This is a genomic window from Kitasatospora sp. NBC_00039 (assembly GCF_045160625.1).
Lineage (GTDB): Bacteria > Actinomycetota > Actinomycetes > Streptomycetales > Streptomycetaceae > Kitasatospora.
The window spans coordinates 3241125-3260276 of the sequence record NZ_CP108289.1 but is presented as its reverse complement, the minus strand read 5'-3'; the positions used below and the strand labels follow the sequence as shown (position 1 = coordinate 3260276).

Here is a 19152-nt window from a genome sequence, read left to right as displayed (position 1 = left end):
TGCACTGACGCTGTTCCACTCCGCAAGACCACTGGCCCCGGCCGCCCCCGACCGCCCCGAATCAGCGGGAAAAGGGGGACGATTGGGGCAGAGCCGGCGATCGGCCCGACCACCGGGACCCCACCCTCGAAAGACCGGGGCCCGCAACCACCCGGGCCGGCAAAAACCGAGAAGAGACAGGCAGATGACTGAGCACGCCGCATCCCCCCGCCGCGGGGACACCCCGGCCGCCCACGCTCCCGCTCCCCAGCACGTCGTCGAGACCATGACCGGCGCCCAGTCGCTCATCCGCTCGCTGGAGGCCGTGGGCGCGGACACCGTCTTCGGCATCCCGGGCGGGGCCATCCTTCCCGCGTACGACCCGCTGATGGACTCGACCAAGGTGCGTCACATCCTGGTCCGCCACGAGCAGGGTGCCGGCCACGCCGCCACCGGGTACGCCCAGGCCACCGGCAAGGTCGGTGTCTGCATGGCCACCTCCGGCCCGGGCGCGACCAACCTGGTGACCCCGATCGCCGACGCCTACATGGACTCGGTGCCGATGGTGGCCATCACCGGGCAGGTCGCCTCCAAGGCGATCGGCACCGACGCCTTCCAGGAGGCGGACATCTGCGGCATCACGATGCCGATCACCAAGCACAACTTCCTCGTCACCGACCCGGCCGAGATCCCCCGGGTGATCTCCGAGGCGTTCCACATCGCCGCGACCGGCCGCCCCGGCCCCGTCCTGGTCGACATCGCCAAGGACGCGCTGCAGGCCACCACCACCTTCCGCTGGCCGGCCGAGACCTCGCTGCCCGGCTACCGCCCGGTGACCAAGCCGCACGCCAAGCAGATCCGCGAGGCCGCGAAGATGCTGGTCGGCGCCAAGCGCCCGGTGCTGTACGTCGGCGGCGGTGTGATCAAGGCGAACGCCACGGCCGAGCTGCGGATCCTCGCCGAGCTGACCGGCGCCCCGGTGGTCACCACCCTGATGGCGCTCGGCGCCTTCCCCGACAGCCACCCGCAGCACCTCGGCATGCCCGGCATGCACGGCTCCGTCCCGGCGGTCACCGCGCTGCAGAAGTCGGACCTGCTGTTCACCCTCGGCGCCCGCTTCGACGACCGCGTCACCGGCAAGCTGGACGGCTTCGCCCCGTACGCCAAGGTCGTCCACGCCGACATCGACCCGGCCGAGATCGGCAAGAACCGCCCGGCCGACGTGCCGATCGTCGGCGACGCCCGCGAGGTGCTGGCCGACCTGATCGTCGCCGTCCAGGCCGAGTTCGACGCCGGCCACAAGGGCGACTACGCGGACTGGTGGGTCAAGCTCAACGAGTGGAAGAAGACCTACCCGCTGGGCTATGAGCCGGCCCCGGCCGGCCAGCTCTCCCCGCAGCAGGTCATCGAGCGGATCGGCAAGCTGGTCGGCCCGGACGCGATCTATGCCGCGGGTGTCGGCCAGCACCAGATGTGGAGCTCGCAGTTCATCCAGTTCGAGAAGCCGGCCACCTGGCTCAACTCGGGCGGCGCGGGCACCATGGGCTACGCCGTCCCCGCCGCCATGGGTGCCAAGGCGGGCCGCCCGGAGACGGCGGTCTGGGCGATCGACGGCGACGGCTGCTTCCAGATGACCAACCAGGAGCTGGTCACCTGTGCCCTGAACGACATCCCGATCAAGGTCGCGGTCATCAACAACGGCTCGCTGGGCATGGTCCGCCAGTGGCAGACCCTCTTCTACAACCAGCGGTACTCCAACACCGTGCTGCACGCGGGCCCCGGCCACGACGGCATCGAGCCGCCGGCCCAGGGCACCCGGATCCCCGACTTCGTGATGCTCTCCGAGGCGATGGGCTGCGTCGGCCTGCGCTGCGAGCGCCCGGAGGACCTGGACGCGGTGATCAAGCAGGCGATGGAGATCAACGACCGCCCGGTCGTCATCGACTTCATCGTCCACCAGGACGCCATGGTCTGGCCGATGGTCGCGGCCGGCACCAGCAACGACGAGATCCAGTTCGCCAAGGGCGTGCGCCCCGACTTCGGCGACGACTCCGAGTAGCCCGTCCACCGCCACCCTTCTCACGTCCGGCTGCGCCGGGCCCCTCCGAGCGACCGAGGAACCCCAGAGACATGTCCAAGCACACCCTCTCCGTCCTGGTCGAGAACAAGCCCGGCGTGCTCGCCCGCATCGCCTCGCTGTTCTCCCGTCGGGGCTTCAACATCGACTCCCTCGCCGTCGGCCCGACGGAGCACCCGGACGTCTCCCGGATGACCATCGTGGTCAACGTCGAGGACCTCCCGCTGGAACAGGTCACGAAGCAGCTCAACAAGCTCGTCAACGTGATAAAGATCGTCGAGCTCGACCAGTCCGCTGCGATCCAGCGGGAACTGGTCCTGGTGAAGGTCCGCGCCGACAACGAGACCCGGTCGCAGATCGTCGAGATCGTCCAGCTGTTCCGCGCCAAGACTGTCGACGTGTCCCCGGACGCGGTGACCATCGAGGCCACCGGCAGCTCGGACAAGCTGGAGGCCATGCTCCGGATGCTGGAGCCGTACGGCATCAAGGAGCTGGTCCAGTCCGGCCTGGTCGCGATCGGGCGCGGAGCCCGTTCGATCACCGACCGCTCGCTGCGCGCCCTCGACCGGAGCGCGTGACCCCCGAGGACGCGGCCCGCCAGGCTCGGCCTGGAGCCCGTCTCACCCCCTGAAGCACCGCCCCACACCCCCGCCGGGTCCACGTACCGTAGGAATCGCAGTACCCGGCAAGACCATCACGCAAGGAGATGTGCCCCCGTGGCCGAGCTGTTCTACGAAGACGACGCCGACCTGTCCATCATCCAGGGCCGCAAGGTCGCGGTCATCGGCTACGGGAGCCAGGGCCACGCCCACGCGCTGTCCCTGCGCGACTCCGGCGCCGATGTCCGGGTCGGCCTGAAGCCGGAGTCGAAGTCGCGCCAGAAGGCCGAGGAGGCCGGCCTGCGCGTCGTCACCCCCGCCGAGGCCGCCGCCGAGGCCGACGTCATCATGATCCTCGTGCCGGACCCGATCCAGGCCGACGTCTACGAGGCGGACATCGCCCCGCACCTGAAGGCCGGCGACGCCCTGTTCTTCGGCCACGGCCTGAACATCCGCTTCGGCTTCATCAAGCCGCCGGCCGACGTCGACGTCTGCATGGTCGCCCCGAAGGGCCCGGGCCACCTGGTCCGCCGCCAGTACGAGGAGGGCCGCGGCGTCCCCGCGATCGTCGCGGTCGAGCAGGACGCCTCCGGCAACGCGTTCGCGCTGGCGCTGTCGTACGCCAAGGGCCTGGGCGCCACCAAGGCCGGCGTCATCAAGACCACCTTCACCGAGGAGACCGAGACCGACCTGTTCGGTGAGCAGGCCGTCCTCTGCGGTGGCACCGCCGCCCTGGTGAAGGCCGGGTTCGAGACCCTGGTCGAGGCCGGCTACCAGCCGGAGATCGCCTACTTCGAGTGCCTGCACGAGCTGAAGCTCATCGTCGACCTGATGTACGAGGGCGGCCTGGAGAAGATGCGCTGGTCGGTCTCCGAGACCGCCGAGTGGGGCGACTACGTCACCGGCCCCCGCATCATCACCGACGCCACCAAGGCCGAGATGAAGAAGGTCCTCACCGAGATCCAGGACGGCACCTTCGCCAACACCTGGATCGCCGAGTACAAGGCCGGTCTGCCCAAGTACAACGAGTACAAGAAGGCCGACGAGGACCACCTGCTGGAGACCACCGGCAAGAAGCTCCGGAAGCTGATGAGCTGGGTGAAGGAAGAGGCCTGAGCCTCCGTCCCCGCCCCAGCCGGGCTCTGCTCCGTTCCGTAGGGCCCTTGTACAACTAGGCTGCTCCCGTCCGGGTGATTTCGCCGGACGGGAGCAGCCTGGCACCCAGCCCGTCGATACACTTCCGAGTGCGCGTCAGGCCCACAGCGTCGTGCGTCTACCTACGCGGCATGCCACCTTCCCCCCGCCTTCCACGCCACCTTCGTGCCGGGGAGAACCGGACAGTTAAGGACCACACTGTCGTGAGCACTGTGACATCCAAAAACGCCGTTGTACTGATCGCCGAAGAGCTGTCGCCCGCCACCGTCGACGCCCTCGGGCCCGACTTCGAGATCCGCCACTGCAACGGTGCCGACCGCACCGAGCTGCTGACCGCGATCGCCGACGTGGACGCCGTCCTGATCCGCTCCGCCACCAAGGTGGACGCGGAGGCGCTCGCCGCCGCCCGCAAGCTCAAGGTGGTCGCCCGGGCCGGCGTCGGCCTGGACAACGTGGACGTCTCCGCCGCCACCAAGGCCGGCGTGATGGTCGTCAACGCGCCGACCTCCAACATCGTCACCGCCGCCGAGCTCGCCTGCGGCCTGCTGATCTCGGTCGCCCGCAACATCGCGCCCGCCAACGCCGCGCTCAAGCAGGGCGAGTGGAAGCGCAACAAGTACACCGGCGTCGAGCTGAGCGAGAAGGTCCTCGGCGTCGTCGGCCTCGGCCGGATCGGCGTGCTGGTCGCCCAGCGGATGTCCGCGTTCGGCATGAAGATCGTCGCGTACGACCCCTACATCCAGGCCGCCCGCGCCGCGCAGATGGGCGTCAAGCTGGTCTCGCTGGAGGAGCTGCTGGAGGTCTCGGACTTCATCACCGTCCACCTCCCGAAGACCCCGGAGACCATCGGCCTGATCGGCGACGAGGCGCTGCACAAGGTCAAGCCGACCGTCCGCATCGTCAACGCCGCCCGCGGCGGCATCGTGGACGAGGCGGCGCTCGCCGGCGCCCTGCGCGACGGCCGGGTGGCCGGCGCCGGCCTGGACGTGTACGCGAAGGAGCCGTGCACCGACTCCCCGCTGTTCGCCTTCGACAACGTGGTCGCCACCCCGCACCTGGGCGCCTCCACCGACGAGGCGCAGGAGAAGGCCGGCATCGCGGTCGCCAAGTCCGTGCGCCTGGCGCTGGCCGGCGAGCTGGTCCCGGACGCGGTCAACGTCCAGGGCGGCGTGATCGCCGAGGACGTCCGCCCGGGCCTGCCGCTGGCGGAGAAGCTCGGCCGGATCTTCACCGCGCTGGCCGGCGAGGTGGCCGTCCGGCTCGACGTCGAGGTCCGCGGCGAGATCACCCAGCACGACGTCAAGGTGCTCGAACTGTCCGCCCTCAAGGGCGTGTTCGAGGACGTGGTGGCGGAGACGGTGTCCTACGTCAACGCCCCGCTGTTCGCCCAGGAGCGCGGTGTCGAGGTGCGTCTGACCACCTCCAGCGAGAGCCCCGAGCACCGCAACGTGATCACCGTCCGCGGCACCCTGGCCGACGGCAGCGAGATCGCCATCTCCGGCACCCTGGCCGGCCCGAAGCAGACCCAGAAGATCGTCGGCGTGGACGCCTTCGACGTGGACGTCGCGCTCACCGACCACATGGCGTTCTTCAAGTACGAGGACCGCCCGGGCGTGGTCGGCGTCCTCGGCCGCCACCTCGGCGACGCCGGTATCAACATCGCCGGCATGCAGGTGGCCCGCGACGGCAGCGGCGCGCTGGCCTCCATCACCGTGGACAGCCAGATCCCGCAGGACGTGCTGTCCGCGATCGCCGCCGAGATCGGCGCCCGCTTCGCACGCTCGGTCGACCTGGGCGCCTGATTCCAGAGGCTCCTCCCGCAGGGCCCGGACCACCGTTCGCCGGTGGTCCGGGCCCTGTTGCGTGCCCGCGGACGACTCCCGTCTCAGATACTAGGAAATCCAAGTATTCGTGCAGACACGGCAGGGCCGGGGTCGTACCGTGGAAGAGCCATACGGTGCGCCGCCCCTGTAGCCAGGGTGTGCGGCCCGTGTGTCGCTGTGCGCCCGACGGGCAGGCGATCCCTGCTCCGCGTGCCCTCCCGCCGCCCACCAGTCCTTCCTGCGGCGTGCTTCGCACGGCACCCCTTGTGCCCCACCCTCTGCGCCGCCCTGGCGCATTCGACTCAAGGAGCCCGGTATGCCCCTCACCGCGGACCGCCACGCCACTCCCGCCCCCGCCGCCACCCCCGCCCGCACCCCGCGCCGGCGCCGTGCGGCCGAGCGGCCGCCCTTCGCGGCCGACGCCCTGCAGCGCGCCCTGGACCGCCGCGACAACGGCGGCGTGACCGGGCACCTCTGAGCCACTCCCGGGCGGGTGGCTCCCGTGCGTGGCGTTCATCCGCCGAATAGCCCGGGCGGGCTGACGGCGTGTCACCCAGGAGAGTGCAAGTAGCGCCCGTTGGAGGGAAGTTGCTCGCACTCTCCGGCGCGGTCTCCTATATGTGGGGCCCCGGAGGGGTGATCGACGTCCGCGCGGGCGGGCGTCAGCGACACGGCGTGCGGATCAGTTCCCCTTGCCGGGGGAGAGGGCCCAGTGCGTCAGCCACCCGTCCGTCGTCCGATCGCCAGGATCGGACTCACCCTGGCCCTGCTGGCGGGGCCGGTGCTGCTCACCGCGGCCCCGGCGGCCGGCAGTCCACCGACGAGTCCGCCGGCTGCGGACGCCCCGCCCGGGCGCTCGGCCTCCGTCCTGCTGGAACTCGCCACCGAGGCGGCCGGACCGGCCTGGCGGCGGGCGGCCGCCGAGGGGCGGCGGGGCCTGCGCTCCCCGGAGGTCGTCCGCCGGGAGGCCGCGCAGGCCGGCGCCGGGCAGCGGTCGCGCGCCTCCGACGCGCTCGACCGGCTCGCCGGCGCCGTCCACGACGCGGCGCCCACCGCCCGCGAGCTCTACCGCACCCGTACCCTGCTCACCGGTCTCGCCGTCACCGTGCCCGCCGACCGGCTGCCCGCCCTGCGCGCGCTGCCGGGAGTCCGGGCCGTCCACCCGATCGTCCGCAAGCAGCGGGACAACGCCTACTCCGTGCCGCTCACCGGCGCACCCGCGGTGTGGTCCGGCCCCTCCGCGGACGGCGGGGCCGGCGGCAACACCGGGCAGGGCGTGCGGATCGGCGTCATCGACAGCGGCATCGACTACACCCACGCCGACTTCGGCGGCCCCGGCACCGAGGAGGCCTTCCGGGCCGTCGACGGTGCCAAGCCCGCCCCCGCGGACCTCTTCCCCAACGCCAAGGTGGTCGGCGGCAGGGACCTGGTGGGCGACGACTACAACCCGGACCCGTCCGCCCCGCACTACCAGCCCGACCCGCACCCCGACGCCAACCCGATCGACTGCGCGCTCAACGGCCACGGCACCCACGTCGCCGGCACCGCCGCCGGGCTCGGCGTCACCGCCGACGGCCACCCGTACGCCGGCCCCTACCGGCCCGGCCTCGACCCGGCCGGCTTCAAGGTCGGCCCCGGCGCCGCACCCGGCGCCCAGCTGTACGCGATCCGCGTCTTCGGCTGCGACGGCGCGACCGACCAGCTCGCCCAGGCCCTCGACGTCGCCGCCGACCCGGACGGCGACGGCGACCTCGGCGACCGGCTCGACGTCGTCAACCTCTCCCTCGGCAGTCGCTTCGGCTCCACCGACGACGCCGACGCCGTCGCCGTCGACCACCTCGCCGAACTGGGCACCCTGGTGGTCGCGGCAGCCGGCAACGAGGGCGACGTCTACGGCATCGGCGGCAGCCCGGGCACCGCCGCCCGGGCCCTCGCCGTCGCCGCCTCGGTCGACGCGCACAGCGACGCCGACGGCCTCACCGTGCTCGCCCCCGAGCCGCTCGCCGGCACCGTCCCGGCCCACTGGAGCGGCCGCTACCAGGGCTGGTCCACCGCCGACGTGGCCGGTCGGCTGGCCCTGCCCGCCGACCAGGCCGACGGCTGCACCGCCTTCACCGAGGCCGACAGGCAGCGGCTCGCCGGCAGGATCGCCGTGCTCGCCTGGCGCACCCGGGAGTCCGAACGCGCCTGCGGCTCCGGCCCGCGCGCCGACCATGCCGCCGACGCCGGCGCGATCGGCGCCCTGCTCGCCGCCGACGACGACCACCTTGCCGAGATCGCCGGCAACGACCGCATCCCCGTCGCCCTGCTCGCCCACGCCGACGGCGAACGGCTGCGCCAGGGAGCGGCGGACGGCCCGGTCGACATCCGGCTCGCCGCGCCCGGCAACCCGCTGCACGGCGTCGTCTCCCAGGACCAGCCGCAGCGCACCGACACCCTCACCGACTTCACCTCGCGCGGCATCGGCGTGCCCGGCGTGGTCAAGCCCGACCTGGCGGCGCCCGGCGAGACCATCTGGTCCGCCAAGGCCGGCAGCGGCGGCGGGGGCCGGCGCGAGGACGGTACCTCGATGGCCACCCCGCACGTCGCCGGCCTCGCCGCGCTCGTCCGCGCCGCCCACCCCGACTGGACGGTCGAGCAGCTCAAGGCCGCGCTGATGAACACCGCCGGGGACACCTGGCTCGGCGACGGCGGCACCGGCCCGGTCTACGGCCCCGAGCGCACCGGCGCCGGACGGGCCCGGGTCGACGCCGCCGTCCGCACCCCCGCCATCGCCTACGCGGCCGGTGAGGGGGCGGTCCAGGGCAGCGTCGGCGTCTCCTTCGGGGTGGTGGCGGTCGGCGGGGCGCCCGGCGAAGCCCGCGGGACGGAGGGCCGCGAGGTCGAGGTCCGCAACCTCTCCGGCGCCGCCGTGGCCTACCGCACCGGCTACGCGGCCGCCACCGAACTGCCCGGCGCCCACTACGAGATCACCCCCGAGCGGATCGACGTCCCGGCCGGCGGCACCGCCCGCGTCCGGGTCACCCTGGTCGTCCCCGGGCAGCTCGGCCGCACCCCCGACCCGACCATCGCCACCCTCCAGGGCGGCCAGGCCCGCAGCTACCGGGGCGAACTCTCCGGCCGGCTGCTGCTCACCCCCGAGTCCGACGCCACCCTGCCGGCGCTGCGGGTCCCCGTCCTCGCCGCCCCCCGGCCTGCCTCCGAGCTCAGCGCGGCCGCCCCGATCCGCACCATCCACTCCGGCGCGTTCGTCCTCCTCGGCGGCACCGGGGCCCCCGGCGAACAGCCCGGCCTGCTCAGCGCGTTCGCCCTCGGTGGCGAGGGCGCCCGCTGGCCCGACTGCCCGCCCGGCAGCGGCGCCGCCGTCGGCCCCGGCGCCGGCATCGTCCCCGAGGAGAGCACCGAACCGCAGGCCCCGCAGGACGTCTGCGTCGAACGCCCCGGCGACCGGGGCGCCAACCTGCGCGCCGTCGGAGCCGCCTCCGACGCGCCCGCCGCGGGCGACGGGCAGGGCACGCTCTACCTCGCCGCCCAGGTCTGGGCCCCCGCCACCACCCCGGTCGGCGTCTTCGCCGTCCGGGCCTCGCTCGACACCGACGGGGACGGCACCACGGACGTCTTCGTCAAGGCCGACCGGCAGCGGGGCAGCGACGTCCTGGTCGCCCGCACGGTGGACGCCCGCACGGGCACCGAGCTGGACGTCCAGCCGCTCAACGCCCGCTGGGGCGACACCGACACCGAACTGCTCGACAGCGACGTGCTGGTGCTCCCCGTCCGGCTGAGCGCCCTGCCCGGCGTGAAGGCCGGCCACAGCACCGTGCGCTACGGCCTCTGGACGGGCGCCGCGACCGCCGGCAAGCCCGACCCGGCCGAGGCCTTCTCCGCCATCGGCCTGCGCGGCACCCGGCCCACCCTCACCGTCGACGTCCTCCACCCCGCCCTCGACGTCCGCACCGGCCCCGGCGGCCCCGCCGCGGTGGCGGCGCCGCTGCCTCCGGGCAGCGTCCTCGACGTCCGCCGGGCCGACGGGGACACCTCGCGCCTGCTGCTCCTGCACCACTTCAACCGCGACGGCCGGCGGGGCCAGATCCTGAACCTGCCCTGACGCCCCGCCCCCGCCCACGGAGCCGCCGCCCCCGCGAGGGGCGGCGGCTCCGTGGTGCCCCGTCCCGCACCCGGAGCAACCGGCTCGGCGCGACCTCCAGCCCCACGTTCCTCCCGGAGGTCTCCGCTCCTCCCGTCACTGCCACTCGGCCGCCCTGCGGCGGACCCGGCGCGGTGTCCGGGTGGGGCGGTGGCGGAGGCGGCCGAAGACCGCGGTGAGGGTGGTGACCGTGGCGGAGGCGAGGGCGACGGTGAGGCCCTCGGTGAGGCCGGGCGGGCGGAAGGAGCAGGTGATCCGGTCGGCGCCCGGCCCGAGCGGGACGCCGATCATGCCCAGGACGGCCCGCGGCGCCGCGTACGGGCCGCCGCCGGCCGAGCAGGTCCAGCCGGTGGTGGCCGGGACGGAGAGCAGCGCGGTCCCGGTGCTGCCCTGCTGGAGGGAGGCGGTGAGGGTGTGTCCGCCCGCGGTGACCCCGGTGGCACCGGTGGCGGTGAGCCGCACGACGGCGGCGTCCAGCGCTCCGGGCCGCAGGCAGCCGACCGGCCGGGCCGGGACCTGGGTGACGGTGTCCGCGCGAAGCACCACCCGGACGACGCCGTCGGCCGGCACCGGCCCCAGCAGGTGGACGGGCACGGCCGTGGTCGGCTGCTCGCCGTCGCTGCGGTAGGTGGTGCCGAGCCCGCTCACCGTGCCGTCGAACCAGACCCCGTGGAAGTACGCGGTGCCGCCCGGCGTGCAGGCCGCCGTGAACGCGGTGCCGTCCGAGCCGGCCGGGGTGGCGGGGACGGACCAGCCGCTGCCGCCGTGCGCGGCCGGTGCCGGGCCGCCGGCCGGGACGGGCTCGGGCGCGTCGTACACCCGGCTGCCGAGCAGTGACTCCTGCCGGGACCACACCGAGGAGGTGTCGGTCGCCGCCCCCGGTGGCAGGACGGTGACCAGCGGGGGAGCGGCGGCCCGGCCGACGGTGAAGCCGTCAGGCGGGGGCCCGTCGGCGAGGTGGGTGCGGACGGCGAACAGGGTCTGTCCGACCGGATCGGTGACGCTCTCGGTCTGCCGCCCGCCGGCCGTCCAGCCCGCGCCGAGGTCGTGCAGCAGCAGCGCGGTGACGGTGGGCAGGTAGCCGCTGGAATAGCCGCCGCCCTGGCCGTCGAGCAGCAGCGGGTCGTTCGGGGTGAAGGCGTGCGGGCCGGGGTCGGCGCGGGCGCGCGGCCAGTCGGCGGCCTGTTGCAGGGCCGCGTACCCGGCCCGGACGGGCGCCCCGGAGGCGGTGCCGGAGGCCGGGGTGCCCAGCGCGGTGTACGAGGACCAGACCGCGCCGCCGAGCACCACACAGCCCAGCGCCACCGTGGCCGCGGCGCCCGCCCGCCGGTCGGTGTGCCGGTGGTCCAGCGTCCGGAGCGCGGCGATCAGGACGGCCCCGCCGACCGTCAGCAGCACCCAGGCGGACGCCGGCACCGAGTGCCGGCCCGCAGCGACGGCGGCCACCAGCAGCACCACCGCGGCCCCGCCGAGCAGGGTCGGGGTGTCCGGCCGGTGCGCCAGCGAGACCCAGCCGGCCAGCACCAGCAGGCCGCTGAGCGCGAAGGCCGCCCGGTAGGGGCCGCCGGCCGGGATCGCCAGGCCGTGCCAGACCAGGACGGTGGGCGTCCAGACGAAGGTGAGCACGACGAGCACCAGCAGCCCGCACCAGGCGATCCGTTCGCGGGCCCGCACCCGGCGGTTGAACGGCAGCCCGGCCACCAGCAGCAGGCCGAACAGGCCGACCGAGACGTCCGGGACGGGCGGGCCGCCGTGGGTGCCCGGCAGCAGCTGGGCCAGGTGCCCGCCGAGCCCGGACGGGCCGAGCGGCTGCACCGGGGACTCCGGCTGGGCCTCCTGCGCGGCCCGCACGGCGACGAACAGGACGGGCGCGGCGAGCAGCACCCCGGCGACGGCCATGGTGACGGCCCGGCCGGTCACCCGGACGAGTGTCTTGAACGGCCGCCGGACGGCCGGCAGACGGACTGCGAGCACCAGGCCGGCCGTGATGGTGGCCATCGCGGCGGTGTAGAGGTTCCCCGCCCAGGCGAGCGCGACGCAGAGGGTGCCGGCCACCCAGCGCCGCTCGCGCAGGCACCAGTCGCCGGCCAGGACGAGCAGCGGCAGCGAGACCAGGCCCCAGAGCCACATCGGGGCCGTCCCGCCGACGGTCGGCACCCAGGCACAGAGCCCGTAGCCGACGGCGGCGAGCGCCCGCAGCCAGTGCGGCCCGGCGTGCAGCCGCCCCAGCGCGTACGTCATCAGGCCGGTGCCGAGCCCGATGCTGAGGAGCTCCACCAGAAACACCGCGAACTGCCCCTGGCTGCGCGGCAGCAGGACCGCCAGCCAGGAGAACGGGTTCATCAGGTAGGCGAAGAAGTCGGCGAGGAACGGCGCCCCGTAGCCGCTGTTCCAGTTGAACAGCAGGTCGCCGGGGGAGCGCCCGTGCACGAGGTCCCAGAGCTGGGCGTGGAACGGCACCGCCGTCTGCGCCGACTCCGGCGGCCACGCCCCCCGGAAGGCTGCCGCGAGCGCGTACCCCGCCATGGCCGCGACCCCGGCCACCCCGCAGGCCCGTGCCTCCCGCCACCGCGAGCCCATGGTTGCCCCGTTCTGCGAGGAATGCCGGACCGGATGCCCGCGAGCATAAGCGCGCCCCCGGCGCGAGTGGTGTCTCACGCGCGCCCTCGTGGGAGGGACGTACGGGCGAACCCGCCGAGTAGCCTGAGAACGATCGCCAGGATGCCGGCATGGGAGGAATCATGACCATCGAGCCCTACCCGGACTGGCTCCGTCCCCCGGCCGAGGGGTACACCGCCGAGGACCTCGACCGGCTGCCGGATCTTCTGGCGGGTGGAGGGTGACGACGAGGGGCGTCCGGTCGTCCACACCTACGAGCTCGACCCGGCCACGATGTCCTACGGTCTGACCGGGATCCACCACAAGCAGCTGAAGCTCGAACGGCCGTTCCCGGTGGACATCGACCTCACCTGACCGTTCGTCCGGATAGTGGACGCCAGGTGTCAGCCCCTGGGACGCCGGAGTAGGGTCCGAACATGTCTCGCACCATTCGCCTCGCAGTTGTCCCTGGTGACGGAATCGGCCAGGAAGTGGTGGCCGAAGGCCTCAAGGTCCTCGGTGCCGCACTGCCCGCCGACGTGAAGCTGGAGACGACCGAGTACGACCTCGGCGCCCGGCGCTACCACCGCACCGGCGAGACGCTGCCGGACAGCGTGCTGGCGGAGCTGAAGACCCACGACGCGATCCTGCTCGGCGCCATCGGCGACCCGAGCGTGCCGTCGGGTGTGCTGGAGCGCGGGCTGCTGCTGAAGCTGCGGTTCGCCTTCGACCACCACATCAACCTGCGCCCCGGCCGGCTCTTCCCCGGCGTGAAGTCGCCGCTGGCCGGCGAGCCGGACATCGACTTCGTGGTCGTCCGCGAGGGCACCGAGGGCCCGTACGTCGGCAACGGCGGCACGCTGCGCACCGGGACCGAGCACGAGGTGGCCACCGAGGTCAGCCTCAACACCGCGTACGGCATCGAGCGGGTCGTCCGGGACGCCTACCGCCGGGCCCAGGCGCGTCCGCGCAAGAAGCTCACGCTCGTCCACAAGAACAACGTGCTGGTGCACGCCGGTCACCTGTGGACCCGGATCTTCGAGCAGGTCGGCCGGGAGTTCCCCGAGGTCACCACCGACTACCTGCACGTCGACGCGGCGACCATCTTCTTCGTCACCCAGCCCGAGCGGTTCGACGTCATCGTCACCGACAACCTGTTCGGCGACATCCTGACCGACCTGGCCGCCGCCGTCACCGGTGGCATCGGCCTCGCGGCCAGCGGCAACATCAACCCCAGCGGCGACTTCCCGTCGATGTTCGAGCCCGTGCACGGCTCGGCGCCGGACATCGCGGGCCAGGGCAAGGCCGACCCGACCGCCACCGTGCTCTCGGTCGCCATGCTGCTGGAGCACCTCGGTTTCGCCGCCGAGGCCGCCAAGGTCGAGGCCGCGGTCGCCGCGGACCTCGCCGACCGCGCCGGCACCCGTACGACCGCCCAGGTCGGCGACGCGCTCGCCGCCCGAGTATCCGGCTAGCGGGCCGGAACCGACGAGCGGTGCTCCGGCTAGCGGGCCGGAACCGACACCACGTGTTCCGGCTGACGGGCCGGACCGCATAACGACAGCTTGCAGCTCCCCAAGGAGCCCGCGACTGTTCGGCACGGCCCTCTGGATGCGAGTATCGACAGTGGGCCGTGCCGTCGTGCGTTCGTTCGCCGAAACGTTCACCCGACGGAGGCGGCCCGGACCAACCCCACGGTGAAGGACACACAGCCATGAGCACGCCCACCCAGGCGCCCATCACGTTCGACCTCAAGCCCTCCGCCCACCCGCTGTCCGACGCGGAGCGCGAGGCCCGGCTGACCAACCCCGGCTTCGGACGCATCTTCACCGACCACATGGTCACCATCCGCTGGACCGAGGGCCTGGGCTGGCACGATGCCCAGCTGGCGCCGTACGCGCCGCTGGAGATCGACCCGGCGAACATGACGCTCCATTACGGCCAGGCGATCTTCGAGGGCCTCAAGGCGTACCGCCAGACCGACGGTTCGATCTCCACCTTCCGCCCGGAGGCCAACGCCGCCCGCTTCCAGGCCTCCGCCCGCCGTCTGGCGATGCCGGAGCTGCCGGTCGAGACCTTCGTCGAGGCGGTCGAGCTGCTGGTCCAGCAGGAGCAGGGCTGGGTCCCGAACGAGCCGGAGCAGAGCCTCTACCTCCGGCCGTTCATGTTCGCAACCGAGGTCGGCCTGGGTGTCCGCCCGGCCAACTCCTACCTCTTCATGATCATTGCCTCGCCGGCCGGTGCCTACTTCCCCGGTGGCGTCAAGCCCGTCTCGGTCTGGCTCTCCGAGGACTACGTCCGCGCCGCGCCGGGCGGCACCGGTGCCGCCAAGTGCGCCGGCAACTACGCCGCGTCCCTGGTCGCCCAGGCCGAGGCCGCCGCCAAGGGCTGCGACCAGGTCGTCTGGCTCGACGCCGCCGAGCACCGGTGGATCGAGGAGATGGGCGGCATGAACCTGTACTTCGTCTTCGGCGAGGGCAAGGACGTGAAGATCGTCACCCCCGAGCTCTCCGGCGCCCTGCTGCCCGGCATCACCCGCGACTCGCTGCTCCAGCTCGCCGCCGACCTCGGCTACGCGGTCGAGGAGCGGAAGATCTCCACCGAGGAGTGGCGCCGGGGCAACGCCGACGGCACCCTCACCGAGGTCTTCGCCTGCGGCACCGCGGCCGTCATCACCCCCGTCGGCTCGGTCAAGTCGGTCGGCGGCGACTGGACGGTCGGCACCGGCGAGCCCGGCCCGGTCACCATGGAGCTGCGCAGGACCCTGCTCGCGATCCAGGGCGGCCAGGCCCCCGACACCCACGGCTGGCTGCACAAGATCGTCTGATTCGGCACCCCGTCCGGCCTGTGCCGTTTCGGATACCGAGACGGCCGGGCCGGACCCCGGATCGGTGTGCCACACTGCGAACGTGTCCTCGCTTTCGCTGATTATTGGCAGCAGGCGCGCCGGTCCGCAGTGACCGCTTCCGCAGTACCCGATGCGGAGCGACCACCAGCGTCCAGACCCGCGCGCAGACCTCTCGCACCCGCGAGGGGTCTTTTCGCTTTTTGGGCTCAGCCCCAATCGGCACAGTGCCCCGGACCGGCCGAAGCCCCCACAAGGGGCCGAGGGACACCGGGTGCGCGCGGGATGCTGGACAGTGGAGCCGGGTCCCCGAAACCGGCAGAGCACCACCGACTCGATACAAGGAGTCCCCATGGCCGAGGCCAGCCGTACCGACGACAGCTTCCACGTCTTCGACACCACCCTGCGCGACGGCGCGCAGCGGGAGGGCATCAACCTCACGGTGGCCGACAAGCTGGCCATCGCCCGGCACCTGGACGAGTTCGGCGTCGGCTTCATCGAGGGCGGCTGGCCGGGCGCCAACCCGCGCGACACCGAGTTCTTCGCCCGGGCCGCCGCCGAACTGGACCTCCGCAACGCCCAGCTGGTCGCGTTCGGCGCCACCCGCCGGGCCGGCGGCAAGGCGGCCGAGGACCCGCAGCTGGCCGCCCTGGTCACCTCGGGCGCGCCGGTCGTCACCCTGGTCGCCAAGGCGCACGACCGCCACGTCGAACTGGCGCTGCGCACCACCCTGGACGAGAACCTGGAGATGATCCGGGACAGCGTGGCCCACCTGCGCTCCCAAGGGCGGCGGGTCTTCATCGACTGCGAGCACTTCTTCGACGGCTACAAGGCCAACCGCGCGTACGCCCTCGCGGTGGTCCGCGCCGCCCACGAGGCCGGCGCCGACGTGGTGGTGCTCTGCGACACCAACGGCGGGATGCTCCCGGCCGGTGTCCGCGACATCGTCGCCGACGTCCTCGCCGACTGCCACACCTACAAGCCCGGCGCCCGGCTCGGCATCCACGCCCAGGACGACACCGGCTGCGCGGTGGCCAACACGCTGGCCGCGGTGGACGCCGGCGCCACCCACGTCCAGTGCACCGCCAACGGCTACGGCGAGCGGGTGGGCAACGCCAACCTGTTCCCCGTGGTCGGCGCGCTGGAGATCAAGTACGACCGGCGGGTGCTGCCGGCCGGCAGCCTGGCCGAGATGACCCGGATCTCCCACGCCATCGCCGAGGTGGTCAACCTGACCCCCTCCACGCACCAGCCCTACGTCGGGTTCTCCGCCTTCGCCCACAAGGCCGGCCTGCACGCCTCGGCGATCAAGGTCGACCCGGACCTCTACCAGCACATCGACCCGGAGACGGTCGGCAACACCATGCGGATGCTGGTCTCCGACATGGCGGGCCGCGCCTCGGTCGAGCTCAAGGGCAAGGAGCTGGGCTACGACCTCTCCACCGACCGGGACCTCGCCGGCAGGGTGGTCGCCAGGGTCAAGGAGCAGGAGAGTCTCGGCTACACCTACGAGTCCGCCGACGCCTCCTTCGAGCTGCTGCTCCGCGACGAGGTCCGTGGCAGCCGCGAGCGCTTCTACAGCCTGGAGTCCTGGCGGACCATCAGCGAGCAGGGGCCGGGGGGGTCCACCCGGCCGGAGGCGGGGGGAGGATTCACGGGCAACGAGGCGACCGTCAAGCTCTGGGCCAAGGGCGAGCGGCGGATCGCCACCGGTGAGGGCAACGGCCCGGTCGACGCACTGGACAAGGCGCTGCGCACCGCGCTGGAGCGGATCTACCCGCAGCTGGCCACGTTGGAGCTGGTGGACTACAAGGTCCGCATCCTGGAGGGCCAGCACGGCACCGGCTCCAAGACCCGGGTGCTGATCGAGTCCACCGACGGCACCGCCAGCTGGTCCACCGTCGGGGTGGCCGACAACGTGGTCGCCGCCTCCTGGCTGGCCCTGGAGGACGCGTACACCTACGGCCTGATCCGCGCGGGCCTGGAGCCCACCGAGTAACGGGCTGCGCGCGGCAGCGGGCGCACGCCCACGGCCCACGGACTCCCCCCGGGGTCCGTGGGCCGCATCGTCCCGTGTTACGGCCCGCCCAGGGCCTAGCGGAGGCGGGCGAGGAGGGCGTGTTCGACGAGGGTGATGAGGGCGCTCTTGGCGCTGTCGCGCCGTCGGGCGTCGAGGGTGACGACGGGGGTGTCGGGGCCGAGTTGGAGGGCTTCGCGGACCTCGTCGGCGGTGTGGGGCTGGTGTCCGTCGAAGCCGTTGAGGGCGACGACGAAGGGGAGTCCGCTGTTCTCGAAGTAGTCGAGGGCGGGGAAGCAGTCGGCGAGGCGTCGGGTGTCGACGAGGACGACGGCGCCGATGGCTCCGCGGACGAGGTCGTCCCACATGAACCAGAAGCGGTCCTGTCCGGGGGTGCCGAACAGGTAGAGGATGAGGTCTTCGTCGAGGGTGATGCGGCCGAAGTCCATGGCGACGGTGGTGGTCGTCTTGCCGGAGACGTGGCTGATGTCGTCGATGCCGGCGGACGCGGAGGTCATGACGGCTTCGGTGCGCAGCGGGTTGATCTCGGAGACGGCGCCGACGAGCGTGGTCTTGCCGACACCGAAACCGCCTGCGACGACGATCTTCGCCGAGGTGGTGGCGCGGGTGGGGGCGGCCGCGTTAGAGCTTGCGAAGTCCACTGAGGACCCTTTCGAGCAGCGTGACGTCGGGCTGGTTTCCGGATTCGCCGCCGGAAGCGGGCTGGTGGATGGCGACCAGGCCGGCTTCGGCCAGGTCGGCCACGAGGATGCGGGCCACCCCCAGGGGAAGGGAGAGCAGCGCCGAGACCTCGGCGACGGACTTCACCTCGGTGCAGAGGGTGCAGATCCGCTGGTGCTCGGGGAGCAGGGTGGCCAGCCGCTGCGGGTCGACGCTGGCGGAGACGAGCGCCTCCAGCGCCAGTTCGTAGCGCGGGCGGGTCCGCCCGCCGGTCATCGCGAACGGCCGGATCAGCGGGCCCGAGTCGTGGTCGTCCTCGTACTCCTCGGCGTACCCGGGCTCCTCGGCCGGCGCGTAGCCGGGGTCGGGGCTCTGGCCGGGGGCGGCGTGGCCGGCGTGCCGGCCGGGCAGGTGGCCGTCCTGGGCCGGGAAGCCGGCCGGGGGCGAGTCGTAGGAGGGCTGCGGCTGGGCGTACTGGCCGTACTGCTCCTGGGCCTGACCGTACTGGTGCTGCTGCTGGCCGTACTGCTGCTGTCCGTACTGCTGGCCGTACTGCTGACCGTGGCCGACGACGCCGGGGGCTCCGAAAGCGTCATGGCCTGTGCCAGGGTACGGAACGCCGTACTGGCCGCTGCGGTCGTCGGGCGGTGTCACGGTTCCTCTCCTCACAAGGTGCGGCGGTGCGGTGCGAGCTCGGGCACAGGTCCCCAGCCGGTGGTGCGAAGCCGTACAACGTCCGAACCCGAGCCCGCCGAAGCGGGCCCGGGACGGCCGTGGAGGTGCTTCGAATACCAGGACGGTATCCGACGAACCGTCAGTGCAGGAGACTGCCCTGGAGTTCTGCGCGAAGCGCGGGTGTGAGGACGGCGCCGGCGCGGTCGACGAGGAGGGCCATTTCGTAGCCGACCAGACCGATGTCGGAGTCCGGCGAGGCGAGCACGGCGAGGGCGGAGCCGTCGCTGATGGCCATCAGGAAGAGGAAGCCGCGCTCCATCTCGACGACGGTCTGGTTGACCTCGCCGCCCTCGAAGATCCGGCTGGCGCCGGAGGTGAGGGAGGTGAGGCCGGAGGCGACGGCGGCGAGCTGGTCGGCGCGGTCGCGGGGGAAACCTTCGGACATGCACAGCAGGAGGCCGTCCGCGGAGACCACCACCGTGTGCGACACCCCAGGGGTGTTGTCCACGAAATTGGTGATCAGCCAGTTCAGGTTCTGTGCGGCCTGGCTCATCTGACT

The 19152-nt window shown here is 73.0% G+C and carries 14 protein-coding genes; 10 read left to right on the top strand and 4 right to left on the bottom strand.

Annotated elements, in window-relative coordinates:
• Nucleotides 1-184: 184 nt before the first annotated feature.
• The 6 genes from OG286_RS14410 (at nt 185) to OG286_RS14385 (ending at nt 9738) form a co-directional block, all read left to right on the top strand.
• Complete coding sequence (locus tag OG286_RS14410; RefSeq protein WP_396326077.1) at nt 185-2038, top strand: acetolactate synthase large subunit; 1854 nt, start codon at nt 185-187, stop codon at nt 2036-2038.
• A 71-nt stretch (nt 2039-2109) separates the two neighbouring features.
• Nucleotides 2110-2634 carry an acetolactate synthase small subunit gene (gene ilvN, locus OG286_RS14405; RefSeq protein ID WP_329927879.1) on the top strand — a complete coding sequence of 175 codons (525 nt, stop codon included), beginning with the start codon at nt 2110-2112 and terminating at the stop codon, nt 2632-2634.
• A 138-nt stretch (nt 2635-2772) separates the two neighbouring features.
• Entirely contained in the window at nt 2773-3771 is a 999-nt protein-coding gene (ilvC, locus tag OG286_RS14400) for a ketol-acid reductoisomerase (protein ID WP_396326078.1), read from the top strand.
• 251 nt (nt 3772-4022) lie between these two features.
• Nucleotides 4023-5612 carry a phosphoglycerate dehydrogenase gene (serA, locus tag OG286_RS14395; protein ID WP_396326087.1) on the top strand — a complete coding sequence of 530 codons (1590 nt, stop codon included), beginning with the start codon at nt 4023-4025 and terminating at the stop codon, nt 5610-5612.
• Nucleotides 5613-5949: 337 nt separating this feature from the next.
• Complete coding sequence (locus tag OG286_RS14390; RefSeq protein WP_396326079.1) at nt 5950-6111, top strand: hypothetical protein; 162 nt, start codon at nt 5950-5952, stop codon at nt 6109-6111.
• A gap of 234 nt (nt 6112-6345) precedes the next feature.
• Nucleotides 6346-9738, top strand: coding sequence for a S8 family serine peptidase (locus OG286_RS14385; RefSeq protein ID WP_396326080.1), 3393 nt, complete (start codon nt 6346-6348; stop codon nt 9736-9738).
• A gap of 135 nt (nt 9739-9873) precedes the next feature.
• Here the strand turns inward: OG286_RS14385 and OG286_RS14380 are convergent, their stop codons facing one another.
• On the bottom strand, nt 9874-12357 hold the full coding sequence (locus tag OG286_RS14380; RefSeq protein ID WP_405361419.1) for a YfhO family protein: 2484 nt from the start codon (nt 12355-12357) through the stop codon (nt 9874-9876).
• Nucleotides 12358-12609: 252 nt separating this feature from the next.
• On the opposite strand from OG286_RS14380, the gene OG286_RS14375 reads away from it, so the two are divergent.
• The 4 genes from OG286_RS14375 to cimA all read left to right on the top strand — a co-directional run bounded on the left by OG286_RS14375 (nt 12610) and on the right by cimA (nt 17219).
• The gene (locus tag OG286_RS14375) at nt 12610-12750 is read left to right on the top strand and encodes a hypothetical protein (RefSeq protein ID WP_396326082.1); all 141 of its coding nucleotides are present in this window, start codon (nt 12610-12612) and stop codon (nt 12748-12750) included.
• A gap of 62 nt (nt 12751-12812) precedes the next feature.
• Nucleotides 12813-13850, top strand: a complete 1038-nt coding sequence (locus OG286_RS14370; protein ID WP_396326083.1) for a 3-isopropylmalate dehydrogenase — start codon at nt 12813-12815, stop codon at nt 13848-13850.
• Nucleotides 13851-14089: 239 nt separating this feature from the next.
• Nucleotides 14090-15202 (top strand): branched-chain amino acid aminotransferase, encoded by a 1113-nt coding sequence (locus OG286_RS14365; RefSeq protein WP_396326084.1) that lies wholly within the window; start codon nt 14090-14092, stop codon nt 15200-15202.
• Nucleotides 15203-15572: 370 nt separating this feature from the next.
• Entirely contained in the window at nt 15573-17219 is a 1647-nt protein-coding gene (cimA, locus tag OG286_RS14360) for a citramalate synthase (RefSeq protein ID WP_396326085.1), read from the top strand.
• A gap of 95 nt (nt 17220-17314) precedes the next feature.
• Here cimA and OG286_RS14355 read toward each other — a convergent pair whose 3' ends face one another.
• From OG286_RS14355 to OG286_RS14345, 3 genes are all read right to left on the bottom strand, one after another.
• Nucleotides 17315-17899 carry an ATP/GTP-binding protein gene (locus OG286_RS14355; RefSeq protein WP_148642813.1) on the bottom strand — a complete coding sequence of 195 codons (585 nt, stop codon included), beginning with the start codon at nt 17897-17899 and terminating at the stop codon, nt 17315-17317.
• Nucleotides 17880-18572 (bottom strand): DUF742 domain-containing protein, encoded by a 693-nt coding sequence (locus OG286_RS14350; protein WP_396326153.1) that lies wholly within the window; start codon nt 18570-18572, stop codon nt 17880-17882. Before OG286_RS14350 ends, OG286_RS14355 begins: the two co-directional genes overlap by 20 nt.
• A gap of 160 nt (nt 18573-18732) precedes the next feature.
• Nucleotides 18733-19146, bottom strand: a complete 414-nt coding sequence (locus tag OG286_RS14345) for a roadblock/LC7 domain-containing protein (RefSeq protein ID WP_097236138.1) — start codon at nt 19144-19146, stop codon at nt 18733-18735.
• Nucleotides 19147-19152: the final 6 nt, after the last annotated feature.